This window comes from Pseudomonas sp. GL_117 (genome assembly GCF_057835125.1).
Genome location: NZ_CM174418.1, coordinates 4,039,892 through 4,056,768, shown reverse-complemented (window position 1 = coordinate 4,056,768; position 16,877 = coordinate 4,039,892). Strand labels below are relative to the sequence as shown.

16 protein-coding genes are annotated in these 16,877 nt (G+C 63.8%); 9 read left to right on the top strand and 7 right to left on the bottom strand.

Going from position 1 to position 16,877, the window contains the following annotated elements; translation table 11 throughout:
* Positions 1–3: 3 nt before the first annotated feature.
* Genes AC3ISR_RS18265 through AC3ISR_RS18255 form a run of 3 tightly spaced genes read right to left on the bottom strand, consistent with a single transcriptional unit; the run spans position 4 to position 3,217 of the window.
* Positions 4–1,056, bottom strand: a complete 1,053-nt coding sequence (locus AC3ISR_RS18265) for an L-idonate 5-dehydrogenase (RefSeq protein WP_463983491.1) — start codon at positions 1,054–1,056, stop codon at positions 4–6.
* 14 nt (positions 1,057–1,070) lie between these two features.
* Complete coding sequence (locus AC3ISR_RS18260; protein WP_192296760.1) at positions 1,071–1,844, bottom strand: glucose 1-dehydrogenase; 774 nt, start codon at positions 1,842–1,844, stop codon at positions 1,071–1,073.
* Positions 1,845–1,864: 20 nt separating this feature from the next.
* On the bottom strand, positions 1,865–3,217 hold the full coding sequence (locus AC3ISR_RS18255) for a GntP family permease (protein ID WP_192296759.1): 1,353 nt from the start codon (positions 3,215–3,217) through the stop codon (positions 1,865–1,867).
* A 142-nt stretch (positions 3,218–3,359) separates the two neighbouring features.
* Here AC3ISR_RS18255 and AC3ISR_RS18250 point away from each other — a divergent pair, with 142 nt between their 5' ends.
* The 5 genes from AC3ISR_RS18250 (at position 3,360) to AC3ISR_RS18230 (ending at position 7,826) form a co-directional block, all read left to right on the top strand.
* Positions 3,360–4,232: a LysR family transcriptional regulator gene (locus AC3ISR_RS18250; RefSeq protein ID WP_463983492.1), complete on the top strand. Its 873-nt coding sequence runs from the start codon at positions 3,360–3,362 to the stop codon at positions 4,230–4,232.
* A gap of 104 nt (positions 4,233–4,336) precedes the next feature.
* Positions 4,337–4,969, top strand: a complete 633-nt coding sequence (locus AC3ISR_RS18245; protein WP_192296757.1) for a glutathione S-transferase family protein — start codon at positions 4,337–4,339, stop codon at positions 4,967–4,969.
* A gap of 52 nt (positions 4,970–5,021) precedes the next feature.
* Positions 5,022–5,930 carry a LysR family transcriptional regulator gene (locus tag AC3ISR_RS18240; RefSeq protein WP_463983493.1) on the top strand — a complete coding sequence of 303 codons (909 nt, stop codon included), beginning with the start codon at positions 5,022–5,024 and terminating at the stop codon, positions 5,928–5,930.
* Complete coding sequence (locus tag AC3ISR_RS18235) at positions 5,930–6,814, top strand: LysR family transcriptional regulator (protein ID WP_463983494.1); 885 nt, start codon at positions 5,930–5,932, stop codon at positions 6,812–6,814. Before AC3ISR_RS18240 ends, AC3ISR_RS18235 begins: the two co-directional genes overlap by 1 nt.
* A 79-nt stretch (positions 6,815–6,893) precedes the next feature.
* Positions 6,894–7,826 (top strand): flavin-nucleotide-binding protein, encoded by a 933-nt coding sequence (locus tag AC3ISR_RS18230; RefSeq protein WP_463983495.1) that lies wholly within the window; start codon positions 6,894–6,896, stop codon positions 7,824–7,826.
* A 184-nt stretch (positions 7,827–8,010) separates the two neighbouring features.
* Here AC3ISR_RS18230 and AC3ISR_RS18225 read toward each other — a convergent pair whose 3' ends face one another.
* Together AC3ISR_RS18225 and AC3ISR_RS18220 are read right to left on the bottom strand one after the other, a co-directional pair.
* Positions 8,011–9,498, bottom strand: a complete 1,488-nt coding sequence (locus AC3ISR_RS18225; RefSeq protein WP_463983496.1) for an aldehyde dehydrogenase family protein — start codon at positions 9,496–9,498, stop codon at positions 8,011–8,013.
* A 107-nt stretch (positions 9,499–9,605) separates the two neighbouring features.
* On the bottom strand, positions 9,606–10,916 hold the full coding sequence (locus tag AC3ISR_RS18220; RefSeq protein ID WP_463983497.1) for an alginate export family protein: 1,311 nt from the start codon (positions 10,914–10,916) through the stop codon (positions 9,606–9,608).
* 217 nt (positions 10,917–11,133) lie between these two features.
* On the opposite strand from AC3ISR_RS18220, the gene AC3ISR_RS18215 reads away from it, so the two are divergent.
* The 4 genes from AC3ISR_RS18215 (at position 11,134) to AC3ISR_RS18200 (ending at position 14,916) form a co-directional block, all read left to right on the top strand.
* Positions 11,134–12,633, top strand: a complete 1,500-nt coding sequence (locus AC3ISR_RS18215; protein ID WP_192296751.1) for an APC family permease — start codon at positions 11,134–11,136, stop codon at positions 12,631–12,633.
* On the top strand, positions 12,599–13,162 hold the full coding sequence (locus tag AC3ISR_RS18210) for a DUF3156 family protein (protein WP_463983498.1): 564 nt from the start codon (positions 12,599–12,601) through the stop codon (positions 13,160–13,162). Before AC3ISR_RS18215 ends, AC3ISR_RS18210 begins: the two co-directional genes overlap by 35 nt.
* Positions 13,163–13,275: 113 nt before the next feature.
* Positions 13,276–14,214 carry a transcriptional regulator FeaR gene (gene feaR, locus AC3ISR_RS18205; protein WP_463983499.1) on the top strand — a complete coding sequence of 313 codons (939 nt, stop codon included), beginning with the start codon at positions 13,276–13,278 and terminating at the stop codon, positions 14,212–14,214.
* 243 nt (positions 14,215–14,457) lie between these two features.
* Positions 14,458–14,916: an REP-associated tyrosine transposase gene (locus tag AC3ISR_RS18200; protein ID WP_463983500.1), complete on the top strand. Its 459-nt coding sequence runs from the start codon at positions 14,458–14,460 to the stop codon at positions 14,914–14,916.
* Between the two features lie 168 nt (positions 14,917–15,084).
* On the opposite strand, the gene AC3ISR_RS18195 is transcribed toward AC3ISR_RS18200, so the two are convergent.
* Both AC3ISR_RS18195 and AC3ISR_RS18190 read right to left on the bottom strand, forming a co-directional pair.
* The gene (locus AC3ISR_RS18195) at positions 15,085–15,450 is read right to left on the bottom strand and encodes a cupin domain-containing protein (protein WP_192296747.1); all 366 of its coding nucleotides are present in this window, start codon (positions 15,448–15,450) and stop codon (positions 15,085–15,087) included.
* A gap of 29 nt (positions 15,451–15,479) precedes the next feature.
* A complete protein-coding gene (locus tag AC3ISR_RS18190) occupies positions 15,480–16,778 on the bottom strand; it encodes an NAD(P)/FAD-dependent oxidoreductase (protein ID WP_192296746.1) in 1,299 nt (432 codons plus the stop codon).
* Between the last annotated feature and the right edge of the window lie 99 nt (positions 16,779–16,877).

The following is a 16,877-nucleotide window of genomic DNA, read 5'->3' as shown; positions in this document are numbered from 1 at the left end:
AACTCAATCCCGATCCGACACCCCAAAATCCAACACCACTTTCATCGCCTGACTCTTGTCCGCCGCCAGCTCAAACGCCTGCACCGCCTGGCCAAATGGCACGGTGTGGGAGATCACCGGGGTGACGTCGATGATCCGGCGGTTGAGCAGGTCCACGGCCTGGGCGAACTCAGGATGGAAGCGGAAGGTGCCGCGCAGGTCGATTTCGCGGCTGACCAGCAGGTTGAGTGGCAGGGTCACGTCGCCGCCCAGGCCGACGGTGACCAGCACACCCCGTGGCGCGATGCATTCCAGGCCGTTGCGCAGGGCCTGGGCGCTGCCGGAGACTTCGAACATCACGTCGAAATAGCCCTTTTGCGCGGTGTAGCGTTTGAGCGCATCGGCACCGTCGGCGATGTTGTGGGTGCGCGTGGCGCCCATTTTTTCGGCGCAGGCGAGGGCGCTGGTGGACAAGTCCACCGCGACGATTTCAGCGGCACCGGCGGCGCGCAGGCTGCCGATCAGTAAGTTGCCGATGGGCCCGCAGCCGGTCACCAGCACGCGCTTGCCGAACACGGCACCGGCGCGCTGGATCGCGTGCAACCCCACGGACAATGGCTCGGCCAAGGCGCCTTCGGCCAGGCTGACGCCGTCGGCGAGCAGGTGGGCCTGATGGGTCTCGATCACCAGGCTCTGGCGAAACGCGCCCTGGATATGCGGGAAGGGCATTGCGCTGCCGTAGAAGCGCATGCCCAGGCAATGGTTGGGCAGGCCCTGGTGACAATAGCGGCAAGCGCCGCACGGGCGCGAGGGCGATACCGCGATCCGCTGGCCAACCTTGAACGTGCCGGCGTCGCTGCCCACGGCATCGATCACCGCCGAGACTTCATGCCCGAGCACCATCGGCTCGCGCAGGCGCACGGTGCCGAAGCCGCCGTGCTGGTAGTAATGCAGGTCCGAGCCGCAGATACCGCCCCGGGCGATGCGCACGCGCAACTGGTCGGGGGCGAGGGCCTGGGGTTCGTCCTGGGGCTCGACCCGCAGGTCTTTCGAAGCGTGGCAGACAATGGCGTGCATGAGATTCTCCAAAATTACAGCTGCGCGGTGATGCCACCGTCGACATACAGGATATGACCGTTGACGAAACTGGCTGCATCGCTGGCCAGGAACACCGCCGCTCCGGCCAGTTCGGCCACGTCACCCCAGCGTCGGCTCGGCGTGCGTTGCACCAGCCAGTCGCTGAACTCGGGGTTGGCCACCAGGTTGGCGTTCAACTCGGTCTTGAAATAGCCGGGGCCGATGCCGTTGACCGTCAGGCCATGGGGGCCCCAATCGATGGCCATGCCCTTGGTCAGCATCTTCAGTGCGCCCTTGCTCGCCGCATACGGCGCGATCCCGGGGCGTCCCAGCTCACTTTGCACCGAGCAGATATTGATGATGCGCCCCTGCTTGCGCGCAATCATCACCCGCGCCACCGCCTGGCCGACCAGAAACGCACTGTCGAGGTTGGTGCTGAGCAGTTCGCGCCAGTGCTGCTCGCTGTAGTCTTCCAGCGGCCCGCGCCGTTGCATGCCGGCATTGTTGACCAAGATGTCCAGCGGGCCGAGACGCGCTTCAATATCGGTCACGGCGGCCTGGATCGCCGCGCTGTCAGTCACATCAAACGCCTGGGTGTGCACCTCCAGGCCTTCTAGGGTGAGCATGGCCGCCGCATCGCACAGGGTGCTGCGGTTGCGCCCGTTGAGCACCACCCGCGCACCCGCCTGGGCCAGGCCACGGGCAATCGCCAGGCCGATACCGGCGCTGGAGCCGGTGACCAGCGCGAGGCGGCCATCGAGGCGGAAGTTGTCTAGAACGTTTTGCATGGGATCACTCTCCTAACGCTTCACACCACCAACGACAGCAGCATGATGAACCCCAGGGCGGCGAAGGAGAGCACGGTCTCCATCAGCGTCCAGGTCTTGAAGGTTTCGACGACGGTCATGTTGAAGTACTGCTTCACCAGCCAGAAACCGGCGTCGTTGACATGGGACAGCACCAGCGAACCGGCGCCGGTGGCGAGCACCAGCAGCTCGCGGTTGACGCCAGGCAGCAAGCCGATCACCGGGGCGACGATGCCCGCGCCGGTGATGGTGGCGACAGTGGCAGAGCCGGTCGCAACGCGAATCACCGCCGCCACCAGCCACGCCAGCAGGATCGGCGAAATCTCGGCACGCACCGCCATATGCCCGATCACATCACCCACGCCGCTGGCTACCAGCATCTGTTTGAAACCCCCACCGGCGCCGACGATCAGCACAATCGCAGCAGTGGGCGCGAGGCTGGCATCCAGCAGTTTGCTCAGGTGTTCGCGCGAGAAACCCCGCGCCGCGCCAAAGGTGTAGAACGCCAGCAACAAGGCCGCGAGCAGGGCGGTAATGGGGTGGCCGATAAAGTCCATCCACACCCGCAAGCTGCTGTCGGCGGCAAAGGCCACGTCGGCGAAGGTTTTGAGCAGCATCAGCACCACTGGCAACAGGATGGTGGTGACGGTGATACCAAAGCCCGGCAGGTTTTCACCGGAGGATTCCTTGGCCAACTGTTCCATCAATTCCGGCGACGGCGTGCCGGGTACATAGCGCGAGATCAGGTTGCCAAACAGCGGCCCGGCGATCACCGCGGTGGGCAGGCCGACGATCAGCCCGTAGAAAATCGTCTTGCCGATGTCTGCGCCGAAGATGCCGATGGCCAACAACGGGCCTGGATGGGGCGGCACCAGCCCGTGCACCACCGACAACCCGGCCAGCAGCGGCATGCCGACCTTGATCAGCGACAGCCCGGTGCGCCGCGCCACGATGAACACCAGTGGGATCAGCAGCACAAAGCCGATTTCAAAAAACAGTGGAATGCCCACCAGAAACGCCGAAAACATCATCGCCCAGTGCACCCGCCGCTTGCCGAAGGCACGGATCAGGGTGCGGGCGATCTGGTCGGCGCCGCCGGAATCGGCCATCAACTTGCCGAGCATGGTGCCCAGGCCAAGGATGATGCCGACAAACCCCAGCACGCCGCCAAAGCCGTCCTGGAAGGCTTTCATCACCTTGTCCACGGGCATGCCGGAGGTGAGCCCCAAGAAACCCGCGGCCACGGTCAGGGCAACAAAGGGGTGGACCTTGAGGTGGGTGATCAACAATATCAATCCGATAATCGTGACCAGTGCATCGAGTAGCAGATAAGTGTCGTTAGCCATGCCGAGCATGGTGCCTCCTTGTTCTCATTGTTATAGGCCAAGCCCTGTCATATCGTGTATGACGGGGTGTTACTTCAACGCAGGGGTGCGGCAGCGTCCAATTTTCATTTGTGATGGGCTGATCAATATTCGTGATAACCATGGAAAATTCATGGAGCTGAAGCACTTGCGCGCCTTTGTGGTGCTTGCCCAGGAGCTGCATTTCGGCCGTGCGGCGGCGCAGTTGGCGATCGTGCAGCCCGCGCTGAGCATGCAGATCAAAGTGCTGGAAAGTGGTCTGGGCGTGCGCCTGCTGGACCGCAATCGCCACTCGGTGACCTTGACTGACGCTGGCCGCGCGTTTCTGCCGGAAGCCCAGGCCACCCTGCACCAGGCGGCGCGGGCGGCGGATGCGGCGCGGGCGTCCAATCGCGGTGAAATCGGCCGGGTGCGCCTGGGTTTTGTGTCGTCGGTGCTGCCGCACCTGTTGCCGCAGTTGATCCGCGCGGTGCACCAGCGCTACCCGCGCATCGAACTGGAACTCAAGGACATGCCCGGCCCCGATCAGGCTGCGGCGCTGAAGCAGGGCCAGCTGGATTTTGGCCTGATGCGCCTGCCCGCCGCCCACCCCGGGGTGCAGACCCGAGCGGTGCTGCACGAGCATTTCTGCGTGGCCTTGCCGGCGGATCATCCCTTGGCGGCACAAGCGTCGATCCACCCCGGCGACCTGCTCCAGGTGCCGGTGTACATCCTGGCGCGACGTTATGCGCCGGGCTTCTACGACGAGTTTATCCAGGCCGTGGGCATGCCCTTGCAGATCGCCTCCGAGTTGGGGGAGTTCACCACCATGCTCGCACTGGTCTCCGCCGGGCTGGGCGTGGGGGTGTTGCCGCAGCAGGCGGCGCGGGCGCTGCCGGCCAATTGCGTGGCGCGCCAGTTACAGTTGGGGACGTTCCAAGCCACCACCGGCCTGGCCTGGACCGAGTTGGACAGCGCGGTCAAGACCACCTTGTTCAACCTGATCGTGGAATTGTTTGGTGAATGATTGTTTCGCCGGGTGAAATGCTGGATTGTGAATCCTGGTGATTCCAACGATCCGGGGCGCGGTGGAACATGTGTGGCGTCGATTACCCCTTTTTGGAGCCTTTCATGTCCCAGCCTGCGATCAAACTGTACGGTTTCCCGTTGTCCGGCCACTCCCATCGAGTCGAGCTGATGCTGTCCCTGCTGGGCTTGCCCACCGAATTCATCCTGGTGGACCTCAAGCACGGCGCACACAAGGCGCCGGACTTCCTCGCCACGATCAACAGTTTTGGCCAGGTACCGGCCATCGATGACAACGGCACGGTACTGGCCGACTCCAATGCGATCCTGGTGTACCTCGCCAGTCGATATGGCAAAGGCCAATGGCTGCCCAGCGATCCGGTGGGCCAGGCCCGTGTGCAGCGTTGGTTGTCGGCGGCTGCCGGTCAACTGCATGTCGGTCCGGCTTCTGCGCGTTTGGCGGTGGTGTTTGGCGCCCAGATCGATACGGTTGACGCCATCAGCCGAGCCCATGCCTTGCTGCAGCTGGTGGAGCAGCAACTGAGCCAAAGCCGCTTCCTCGCCAGCGACCAGCCGAGCATCGCCGATATTGCCTTCTACACCTATATCGCCCATGCGCCGGAAGGCAATGTGTCGCTGGCCGACTACCCTCAGGTGCGCGCCTGGCTGGCCAGCATCGAGGCGTTGCCAGGTTTTGTCGGCATGCCGCGCACGGCGGCCGGCCTACAACAGGCCTGAAGTCGACACCGTTGGCGAGGCAGCACGTGTGTAAGCCACAGAAGGATCAACAATGGATCGATTCCACGAAATGCAGGTGTTCCTCGCGGTGGCCGAGGAGCAGGGCTTCGCCGCCGCCGCACGCCGCTTGAACACCTCGCCACCGAGCGTGACGCGGGCCATCGCCGCCATGGAGGCGCGCATTGGCACGCAATTGCTGGCGCGTACCACGCGCAGCCTGCACCTGACCGAGGCGGGCCAGCGTTATCTGGAAGACTGTCGGCGCATCCTGGCCGAACTGGATGAAGCCGAAGAGGCTGCGGCGGGCAGTTATTCGATCCCCTGTGGCCACCTCACGGTGACTGCGCCGGTGCTGTTTGGCGAACTGTATGTGGCGCCGGTGCTGGGGGCGTATCTGGACCGTTTTCCCTTGGTCACGATCAACGCGCTGCTGGTCGACCGCGTGGTCAACATGACCGACGAAGGTGTCGACGTGGCCGTGCGCATCGGTCATCTGCACGAACCGGGGCAGCAGGCGATCCAGGTCGGTGAAGTGCGGCGTGTGGTGTGTGCGGCGCCGGGGTACCTGGACAGGCATGGGCGGCCGTCGCATCCGGCGCAGTTGCGTGACGCTCAGATCGCCACGTCGTCGTCCAGCCAATTGGTCAGTGAGTGGACGTTTGTCGACGCCGGCCAGCCGCTCAGCGTGCCCATCGAGCCGCGCCTGGTGGTTTCGGCCAATAACGCCGCGATCAACCTGGCGCGGCTCGGCTGGGGCGTGACGCGGGTGTTGTCGTATCAAGTCGCGGCGCTGGTGGCGGCGGGGGAATTGGAGATCGTGCTGCAAGCCTTTGAACCGGCGCCGCTGCCGATCCAGGTGGTGTTCCAGAAGAGCGCCCGGGTGCCGGCCAAGGTCCTCAGCTTTGTGGATTTTCTTGGCGAGCGCCTGGGCCAGGACGCCGCCCTGAACCGGCGCAATTGATGGAGCGCTATCGCGACATGCAGTTGTTCGTCGCGCTGGCCGGGCAGCCGAGCCTGGCGTCGGCGGCGCGCAGGGCCCAGGTCTCGGGCCCGACCCTGGTACGCGCGGTTGCACGTTTGGAAGCGCGCCTGCGCGTGGCATTGCTTGAGCGCAGCACCCAGGGGGTAAGCCTCACCGACGCCGGCCGCGCCTACCTGGCTGACTGCTTGCGCCTGCTCGCCGCCGTGGATGCCGCCGAGGCATCGGCCAAGGGCTTGCATGTGCAGGCCCAGGGCAATCTGCGGGTGTTCCTGCCGTTGCTGTTCAGCCGGTATGTGATGGCGCCGGTGTTGGCCGACTATCTGCAGCGCTATCCCGAGGTGCGCCTCAATGCCCGATACCACGACTATTACCCCAACCTGCACGAAGAGGGGCTGGACGTGGCGATCCTTGTGGGTGAGCTGCCCAGCTCGTCACTGATCGCCCGGCCGCTAGGGCAGGTGCGGCAGATCCTCTGTGCCAGCCCCGACTACCTCAACGCCCACGGCGAACCCCGGCATCCGCGAGACCTCAAGCAGCATCGGCTGATCGCCAATGCCGGGCAGGTGGATTGGGGGTTTCCCGGCTACCCGCTCAAGACTCGCGCACGCTTGAGTTGCGCCACCGTGCAAGGCGCGATCAATGCGGCGCTGCAGGGTGCAGGCCTGGTGCGCTGCCTGAGCTATCCGCTGCACGAGCACCTGCATAACGGCCAATTGCGCCGGGTGTTGCAGGCGTATGAGCAGGCACCGTTGCCAGTGCACGTGGTGTACCGCGAAGGCCGCAACGCACCGATGCGCGTGCGCAGTTTTGTCGATCACTGTGTTGCGGCATTGCGCGAGCATCCGGCATTTCAGCTGGCGTAATAGTGGATTGCCTGGGGTGGTGATTCCCTCGCAGGTGAGAGGGGCGCAGCATCGGCACATACAACCTGAGGTGCTCGCCATGAACCCGATCGAACATTCCCCCTGGCATGCCGGTGAACGGCAGATGCAAGCCGCCGTTGGCGTGGCCGACCGCATGGCGGTGGTCGGGCCCAAGGTGATCCGTGACCATTTGCCGGAGCAACACCGAGATTTTTATCCGTTGTTGCCCTACCTGCTGCTGGGCGTGGTGGACGCGCAGGGCATCCCGTGGGCGACGATGGTGGAAGGCGCGCCGGGGTTCGCCCACTCGCCGGACCCGCGGACCTTGCAGGTCGACAGCCTGCCGCCCTTGAACGACCCGGCCCGCGCGGGGTTTTATCCAGGGGCGGCGGTGGGGGTGCTGGGGATCGATCTCAACACCCGGCGCCGCAACCGCATGAACGGACGGATTGGCAGCCTTGATCACGAGGGTTTCTCGGTGGCGGTGGTGCACTCGTTCGGTAATTGTCCCAAGTACATCCAGGTGCGCCCGGTCGATGGGGTTGCGCGCAAACCCGGCGTACAGAGCGAGCGCTCCGACAGCCTGGATGAGCGCGCACAAACGCTGATCCGCAACGCCGACACCTTCTTCGTCGCCAGCTACGTGGACACCGATGGCGAACGCTCGGTGGACGTCTCCCACCGTGGCGGCAACACCGGCTTCGTGCGGGTCGAGGGAGACGTGCTGACCATCCCCGACTTTGCCGGCAACCTGTTCTTCAACACCCTGGGCAACTTGCAGTTGAACCCGGTGGCGGGGTTGTTGTTTATCGACTTTGAATCCGGGGACGTGCTGCAGGTGGCCGGGCGTACCGCGCTGATTCTCGACGGGCCGCAGGTGGCAGAGTTCGAGGGCGCGCAACGCTTGTGGACGCTGACCGTGGAACATGTGGTCAAGCGCCCGGCGGCGTTGGCGTTGCGCTGGCAGTTTGCAGAGTTTTCGCCGTTCAGTCTGGGAACAGGGCGTTGGTAGCCTGGACGTCGCCACAACCCAGCCCCCACCCCAATGCCTCGTAGTGAGCGGGCTTGCCCGCGCTGGGGGGGCGAAGCCGCCCCAAACGGGCCACCGCGGTATATCAGAAACACTGAGGTGCCTGGATTTGGGGCGGCTTCGCCCCCCAGCGCGGGGCAAGCCCGCTCACTACCAAAGATGGGGGTCAGTAGCGGATCATCACCGATTTGAGCTCGGTGTAATCCTCAATGAACGCTGCGCCAAACTCCCGCCCAACCCCCGAGGACCGGTTGCCGCCAAACGGCACCGCCGGGTCGAGCAGGGTGTGCATGTTCACCCACAACGTCCCTGCGTTGATCGCCGGGACCATGCGCAGGGCCTTGCCCAGGTCGTTGGTCCACAGGCTGGCGCTGAGGCCGTAGGGGCCTCTGTTCATCAGTGCGAGCAGTTCGTCTTCGTCGTCATAAGGCAAAAAGGTCGCGATGGGGCCGAAGGTTTCTTCGTTGAGCAGGGTGTCGTGGGCATGGTTGGCGAGGATCACGGTAGGTTCGATGTAGCAGCCGGGACGGTCGAGCAGGGTGCCGCCGTGGATGATGGTGTTGTGTTCGGCGCGGGCCTGGGCGATGTAGCCGAGGAGTTTGAGTTGGTGTTGATGGTGCGTGACCGGGCCGAATTCGGTGCGTTCGTCCAGGGGCGAGCCGATGGTCAGGCGGCTGAGGCGCTGCTTGAGTTTTTCCAGTACGGCGTCGAGCTGCGAGCGGTGCACGTAGAAACGCTCGGCCGCTGCGCAGATCTGCCCGGCGTGCAGGAAACCGGCTTCGAAGATGCCGTCCACGGCCTTGTCCACGTCCACATCGCGCAGGAACCCGGCGGCGTTCTTGCCGCCCAGTTCCAGGGTGGCACGGGTCAGGCCGGCGCCCATGGCGCTGCGGCCCACGGCGATGCCGGTGGGCACCGAGCCGGTGAAGGAGACTTTGTGGGTGTCGGAGTGTTCCACCAGGCCCTTGCCGACGTGGCCGCCGCCGGTCAGCACATTGAGCACGCCAGCCGGCAGCCCGGCGTCAATCGCCAGCTCGGCGATGCGCAGGATGGTCAGCGGGGTGAATTCGCTGGGCTTGATGATGATGCTGCAACCGGTGACCAGCGCCGAGGCGAGTTTCCAGATGGCGATCATGGTCGAGAAATTCCACGGCACGATGCCCACCACCACGCCCACCGGCTCGCGCAGGGTGAAGGCGGTGTAGCGCTCGCCGTTGAACGAGGGCAGTGACGGGGTGATGGTCTGGCCGCTGATCTTGGTGGCCCAACCCGCGTAATAACGCAGGAAGTGCGCGGCCTGGTCGACCTCGAACGCACGGGCGATCTGGATGATCTTGCCCGACTGGCAGGTCTCGATCTGCGCCAGTTCTTCGCGGTTGCGCTCCAGCAGGTCGGCGAGCTTGAGCAGTACCTGGCCGCGTGTTGCCGGGGCGGCCTGGGACCATTGCGCGAAGCCGCGATTGGCCGAAGCCACGGCGGCGTCGATGTCGCTGAGGTCGGCATCGGCCACGTGGGCAATGACCTCGCCGTTGGCCGGGTTGACCACGGCCAGGGTCTGGCTGGAATGGCTGCGCACGCTGGCGCCGTCGATGAACAGCCCGTGGTCGCGACGCAAAAATGCTTCGACTTGAGGCAGCAGCGGAGTATCGCTCATGGCAGGTTCCTGGCAGTTCACAAAGGAAAGGCCGAGGTTAACCAACGGCCCCCCTTGGTGGCTTGACTGTGCCTGCCAGGTTTCCTGCCTGTGCCTGCCTGCGCCGTTCAGAACGGCACGGCGACCACCAACTGGCTGTAGACGTTGGTGCCGTTGCCACCGACCTGGTTGCCGCCGGTCTCGGCATCCTTGTTGGGCTTATACAGGCCCAGCAACGGCGTGATGATCAGGTGCTCGTTCACCGCCCATTCGGCGTACAGGTCCAGCTCGCGGCCATCCAGGTTCAACTGGCCACGGGTGCTGACGGTGCTGTAGTTGAAAAACAGCGCACCGAGGGTGAGGTTTTCCCACGGCTTGAGCTTGAGCCCCACGTGCTGCACCGTCGTATTGGTGTTGAACGGCCCGGAATAATTGCCCGCCACTTCGCCCTGGACCCAGGTGCCCAGGCCGCGATTGAAACCGCTGAACATCGCGTCCCAGTTCTTCGAATAGCGTGCGTAGCGGTAGGTCAGGTCGGGTGACCACGGCAGGTCGGCGAAGGTATAGCCCGCTTCGGCGTAACCGGCGTTTTGCTGGCTGTCGCGACGGTCCTGGCGCGCCAGTTCAAACGCCAAGTGCGCGTTGTCGATGCCCGCATTGCCCGCGCCGCGCAGGCTGTAGAGGTTCATACCCTTGCGCTGGCGCTGTACATCGGTGGCGTAGCGCTCGTCCACATCGATGCCATGCATATAGGTGAGACCCAGGGTGCCGGGTGCAGCGCTGTATTCCAGAGTGCCGGCGGCCATTTCGGTCATGGCCTGGGCCGGGTTGTCGGACTTGAACCACAGCAGGCTGCCGTGCACGCCGTCCTTGCCGCCGAGGCGGAGCACGGCGGTCTTGTCGAAGGCGTGCCGCGCGGCGATGTAGTAGGCGCCGCCGCGATTGAACTGGCCATCGCCGACGCCTTTGCCGAGGTTGGGGCCGTCGTCGTTGAGGATGAAACCATCACCCAGCATCAGCACTTGGCGGCCGAACGACAGGTCCACGCCGTCCTTGCCCAGTACCGGGAACAGCTCACCGGAGCGCCAGCCGGCGAAGGCTTCGTCAAACTTGGTGGTGCGCTCGCGGCCGGTGGTGACGCCGGACGCGTCGCCATCGCCCCAGGTGCCGGAACTCACCAGATTCGCCGTGCCGTAGACGCCACCAAAGCTGCCCAGGTTCTGCTCGACACTCAGGCCGTACTTGATGAACGCTTCACGCCAGGTGGAACCACCGCTGCGGCCATCATAGTTTTTCGGGCTGTTGAACAGGCCGTACACGGCGAGAAAGTTGCCGGTGACTTTGCTGTCGGCATCGGCATACAGCTCGACCGCCTGCGCATGGCCCGCCAGCAGCGCGAACGCCAGGCCAAGGCCGCGATTTTTCAGGGTGTGCACCATTGTTATTGTCCCTATCTTGGTTAAGAGTGAGGGCGCATTAGGGCCAGCGCGCAGGCGTAAGTCTTTCCTCTGCGTGCCAGGCAATTGACCCTGGCCGCCACGCCACACGCGGTGGCAGGCAGCAACAAAAGCAGCGGCAGACAGGGGCAAGACGCTCGACACGGGTGGGGCGCAGAGTGCCGACACATTCCAGAAAACCGCTTTCGAGGACCCCACCATGTCGAGCAATGACCGACTCACCGCGCACCTCAACCGGGGCACGGTAGGTTTCCCCACCGCGCTGGCCAGCACCATCGGCCTGATCATGGCCAGCCCGGTGATTCTCACCGCCACCATGGGCTTCGGCATCGGCGGCAGCGCGTTTGCCCTGGCGATGCTGATCGCCGTGATAATGATGCTGGCTCAGGCCACGACCTTTGCCGAAGCCGCCGCCATCCTGCCCACCACCGGCTCGGTGTACGACTACATCAACTGCGGCATGGGGCGTTTTTTCGCGATCACCGGCACCTTGTCCGCCTACCTGATCGTGCATGTGTTTGCCGGCACGGCCGAGACCATCCTCGCCGGGGTGATGGCGCTGGTGAACTTTGAACACCTCAATACCCTGGCCGAGTCGGCCGGTGGCTCGTGGCTGCTGGGGGTGGGGTTCGTGCTGGTGTTCGGCGTGCTGAACGCGTTTGGCGTCAGCGCGTTTGGCCGTGCGGAAATCATCCTCACCTTTGGCATGTGGACCACCCTGATGGTCTTCGGCGTCCTCGGCCTGATTGCCGCGCCGGCGGTGCAGTTGGACGGCTGGTTCGGTGTGTCGCTGGTGGGCACCGACGTGATCACCGTGCTGTCGCTGGTGGGCATGGCGATGTTCATGTTTGTCGGCTGCGAGTTTGTCACGCCGTTGGCACCGGACTTGCGCCAGTCGGCCAAGGTGATGCCGCGCGCGATGATGCTCGGGCTGATGGGCGTGGCGTCGTGCATGTTCATCTATGGCGCGGCGATGAAGCGCCAGGTGGAAAACGTAGTGCTCGACGCCGCCTCGGGCGTGCACTTGCTGGACACCCCGATGGCCATCCCCAGGTTCGCCGAGCAGGTGATGGGGCAGGTCGGCCCGCTGTGGCTGGGCATCGGGTTTCTGTTTGCCGGTGCGGCGACCATCAACACCCTGATGGCGGGTGTGCCGCGGATTCTCTATGGCATGGCGGTGGACGGCGCGCTGCCCAAGGTCTTTACCTATTTGCACCCGCGCTTCAAGACGCCGCTGCTGTGCATCCTGGTGGCGATGCTGATCCCGTGCCTGCACGCGCTGTATCTGGGCGGCAACACCGACACCATCATGCACCTGGTGCTGGCGGCGGTGTGTGCCTGGAGCTTCGCCTACCTGCTGGTGACGCTGTCGGTGGTGATTCTGCGCATTCGTCGCCCGGATCTGCCACGGGCGTACCGCTCGCCGTGGTTCCCGCTGCCGCAGGTCGTGTCGAGTGCGGGCATCCTGCTGGGCATGTGGTTCATCACGCCACCGGGAATGAACCCGGCCGATATCTACGTGCCGTTCAGCGTGATGCTCGGCGGTACGGCGCTGTATGCGTTGTTCTGGACCCTGGTGGTGCAGAGGGTCAACCCGTTCAAGCCCGCCTCGGTGGAAGAGGTATTGGCCAAGGAATTCAGTTATCACGCGGAGCAGGCTGGCCATGGTTATAGCGACTTTGCGGCAAAAGCTGTTTGAGCTGTTTCGCGCCGATCGAGCGCCGTCGGGCTATCGCCCGGGGCTGACCCTTGAGCGTTTGCGGCGCAACCTCGGGCTGGCGCAGCTTGAGTTGGATGGCGTGGCGTTCGAGATTGTCGAGCGCACCGAATCACAGTTGTTGATGCACCTGGTGCTGACCGAATTTGTACTGCGCGTGCCTGCTGCGACACAGGGCATGGCATGCCTGGAGGTGCACCATGGCGGCGCGATTCGGCGCAGCGGGATGCGCGTGCGTCAGCGTGGCGGTGACCCGACGCTGGGGCGTGAGCTGCAGGCGTGCATCGAGGCGGATGCGGCGTTGTTCGCGGCGCTGATGCCCCTGGACTTCAAGCGCCTGCGCATCGACCTGCAAGGCGGGCAATGGTGCGTGCGCCTGGAGCATATGGGCGGCAGTGAGGTGGTCAATCGCCTGCCGGCGTTCCGGCGGTACATCGCGTTGAGCGCTGTGCAGCGCGAGCATCTGCTCGCCAGCCTGGCGGGCCTGCAACGGCTGTTGTCGAGCCGCTGATTGGCATCATTAGTGCAACCGTAATGGGCAGACAGGTTGTTGTTGCGCGCATATAGCTAACATGTTAACTATTGCCCGAGAACAACAAAAAGAAGCCATTGCGGAGACACCCCATGAGCATCCCTCAGCGTGCACACGACGGGCTGGACACTTGGAATCGGGAGCTGCGCGCCGCGTGCGGCTATTTCGATACGGAACTGGCGTTCAACCGCTCGCTGTTCATCGGCGAGATCAGCAACTTGCCGCGCGGCCTTGCCATGCTGCGCACCAATGCCGGGCTGATCAAGCGCCCGGCGCACCACGCCGACCACGACAACGACCAGGACTGTTTCCTGGTCAGCCAGCGCAGCGGTTACTCGCAGATCGTACAGAACGGCCAGACCCTGCAGCTGGCGCCTGGCGAGATGCTGCTGATGGACTCGGTGGGCTCCATTGAGATCATCCCCTTCGGCCTGATCGAACACGCTTCGCTGTCCCTGTCGCGCGCCGATGTGTGCAAACACCTGGGGGGCGATGGGCGTGCGTTCGGCAAGATCTCCTCGACCAAAGCCTGCGGGCGCATGTTGCATGTGCTGATGGATCAACTGTGCAAGGACAACTCAGAGGATGGCGGCGGTGAAGTCGAGGCCCTGCAATCGGCTTTTGTCTCGCTGCTGGGCTCGGCGCTGGAGCAGGGCGATGACGGCCGCGAGGGCGTGGCCTCGTTGCACGGCAACAATCTGCGCAGTTATGTACAGAAGGTCATTGACGAGTCACTCAGCCAACCGGGCCTGAGCCCGATCGGCCTGGCCAACCGCTTGAACATCTCGGTGCGCCACTTGTACCGGTTGTTTGAGGAGCAGGACGACAGCGTCTGCCGCTACATCCAGCGCGCACGGCTCAAACGCAGCGCGGATGATTTGACCAACCCGTTCTTGCGCAGCGAGTCGATCACCTCGATCGCCTACAAATGGGGCTTTACCGACTCGGCGCATTTCAGTCGTTCGTTCAAGAAGCAGTTTGAAGTGTCGCCGAAGGATTTCCGTTCGAGCCGGATGCAGGCGTCGGGCTAGACCGGCGCATTTGTAAGACGCCGTAGTGAGCGGGCTTGCCCCGCGCTGGGGGGCGCAGCCGCCCCAAACCCAGGCACCGCGGTCCTCCTGAAACACCGCAGCGGTCTTGTTGGGGCGGCTGCGCCCCCCAGCGCGGGGCAAGCCCGTTCACGACAGACGTATTTGGTCACTATGTGGGGCTGGTTGGCTGTAAATCGCTGGCTAGTGTTAATGCTCTTAGGGACTTTGCCCAGGAGCAACGGATTGCGCTCGACACCTCAAACCCATCGTCTGCGTCACGGCCGCTACTCGGAGCACGGACGCAGCTACCTCATCACTATTGTCACTCACCACCGCCAGCGCTTGTTCACCGACCTGTTCCTCGGTCGCCTAGTGGTGGCCGAGTTCCGCCAGGTGCACGAGCTTGGTCTGGTCGACTCGCTGGCGTGGGTCATCATGCCGGATCATCTTCATTGGCTGTTTGAGTTAAAGCAGCAGACGCTGGGCGACGCGGTCCGTCGTATCAAGTCGCGCAGTACGCTGACGATCAACAGGTGTCGACAAAGCCAAGCGCGTGTATGGCAACCCGGTTATTACGATAGGGCTGTGCGTGTGGAGGATGATATTCGCACTATGGCGCGTTATATCGTGGCCAACCCGTTGCGGGCTGGTTTGGTTGAACACCTAGGCGACTATTCACTCTGGGACGTCACCTGGCTCTGATTGTAGTGAGCGGGCTTGCCCGCGCTGGGTGGCGAAGCCGCCCCAATAAGACCGCTGCGGTGAGTCAGGTAATCCGCGGTGTTTGGATGTGGGGCGGCTTCGCCCCCCAGCGCGGGGCAAGCCCGCTCACTACAAGAGTCAGGGGGCGTCCCAGGAGCGAAGGGGTTGTCAGGCAACGGCAAAGTAGTGTTTGACGAAACTCTCGCTGACCACTTCCCACAACACCGGCGTGCCCTGGGTGACGAACCAGCTGTCACCGGTCTTGAAGCGTGTGGACTGGCCGGTGGACTCGTCGGTGAGGACCACTTCCCCGGTCACGACGGTGGCCTGCTCATTGAACGGATAGACCATGCGGAACTTGCCCTGTGTCGTGCCGAAGTAGGCGCTGCTGATCGCGTCGGTAGGTGCACCAAAGGTCATTTTGCCGAAGGCACGCACTTCGCCTTCGAGGATTTCGGAACCGAGATCGGCCACGCTGCCCCAGGCGTCGAGTTCGGACAGCTGGATATTGTGCTTGAGGGTGGTAAGGGTCATGGCAGTTGCTCCTGATGAGTAAAAAATAGTTAGCGGCGCCCGTTCCAATAGCCGGAAAGTTGGTGCCAGGATTTGCCCGCCGTCAGCAGCAAGGGGCGGATGGCGTCCTTGCCGATAATGGTCGGGCGCGGGATTGAGCTGAGCAGGTCATAGCGCGCCGAGCCTTCGCTCATGCCTTCGGCCAGGACCTTGCAGATGATGTGGCTGGGGGTCACGCCAAAGCCGGAATAGCCCTGCACGAAAAACGCATTGCTGCGCCCCGGCAAGGTGCCGATCTGCGGGAACAGGTTGGGGCTGCACGCCATCGGGCCGCCCCAGGCGAGGTCGATTTTCACCTCCTTGAGGTACGGGAAAATCTTCAGCATAAGGTGGCGGTTCCACGCCTTGAGATCGCCGGGAATATGCTCCACCAGCGGCGTCGCGGCACCGAACAGCAGGCGGTTTTCATTGGTCACGCGGTAGTAGTCGATCACCGGGCGGATGTCGCTGTAGGCCCCGCGAATCGGGCTGATGCGCTGGATCAATTCTTCGGGCAACGGCTCGGTCATCATCTGGAACGCATAGGTGTTGATGGTCGAACGGTGCAGCTGCGGTTCCAGTTTGTTGAGGAAACTGTCGCAGGCCCACAGCAGCTTGCTGGCCCGCACCGAACCGCGCCCGGTGCGCACGGTGATGCGTTCGCCGTAGCTGACCTCCAGCGCCGGGCTGTTCTCGAAAATCCGCACGCCGTGGCTGGCCAGCGCGGTGGCTTCGCCCAGCAGCAGGTTCAATGAGTGCACATGGCCGCCGCCCATGTGCAGCAGGGCACTGGTGTAGGCTTTGGAACCGATGATCTGCTGCACGTCGGAGCCGCCGAGAAAGCGGATCTCGTGCTGGCTGTTGATCGACTTGAAATCCTTCTCCCAGGCGCGCAGGGTTTTTTCCTGGCGGGCGTTGAAGCCCATGTAGCCGTAGCCGTGGCAGAAATCCGCGTCGATGTTGTACTTGGCGATGCGGTGCTTGATGATGTCGGCGCCCAGGTCGCTGATCTCGAACACCTGGCGCAGGCCGTCTTCGCCCACGTCCTTCTTGATCTTCTCCAGGTCGTGGCCGATGCCGGCCATGATCTGCCCGCCATTGCGGCCGGTGCCGCCAAAACCGAGGTAGCGCGCTTCCAGCACGACGATATTGGTGAAACCTTTTTCGGCCAGCTCCAGGGCCGTGTTGATCCCGGAGAAACCGCCGCCGATCACCACGACGTCGGCGTCGATGTCCTGCTCCAGGGTCGGGAAACTCAGGTTGTACTTCTTGGTGGCGGTGTAATACGTGGGGGTTTCGATGTTGATCATGGCGCAGCCTGAAAGGTGAAGGAAGGCGCTAAAGCGGATGCCTCCATTAAGGGCCCTGACGGGGTGGAAGTCTTGATCCTGCGTGCCCGGAGTTTTGAT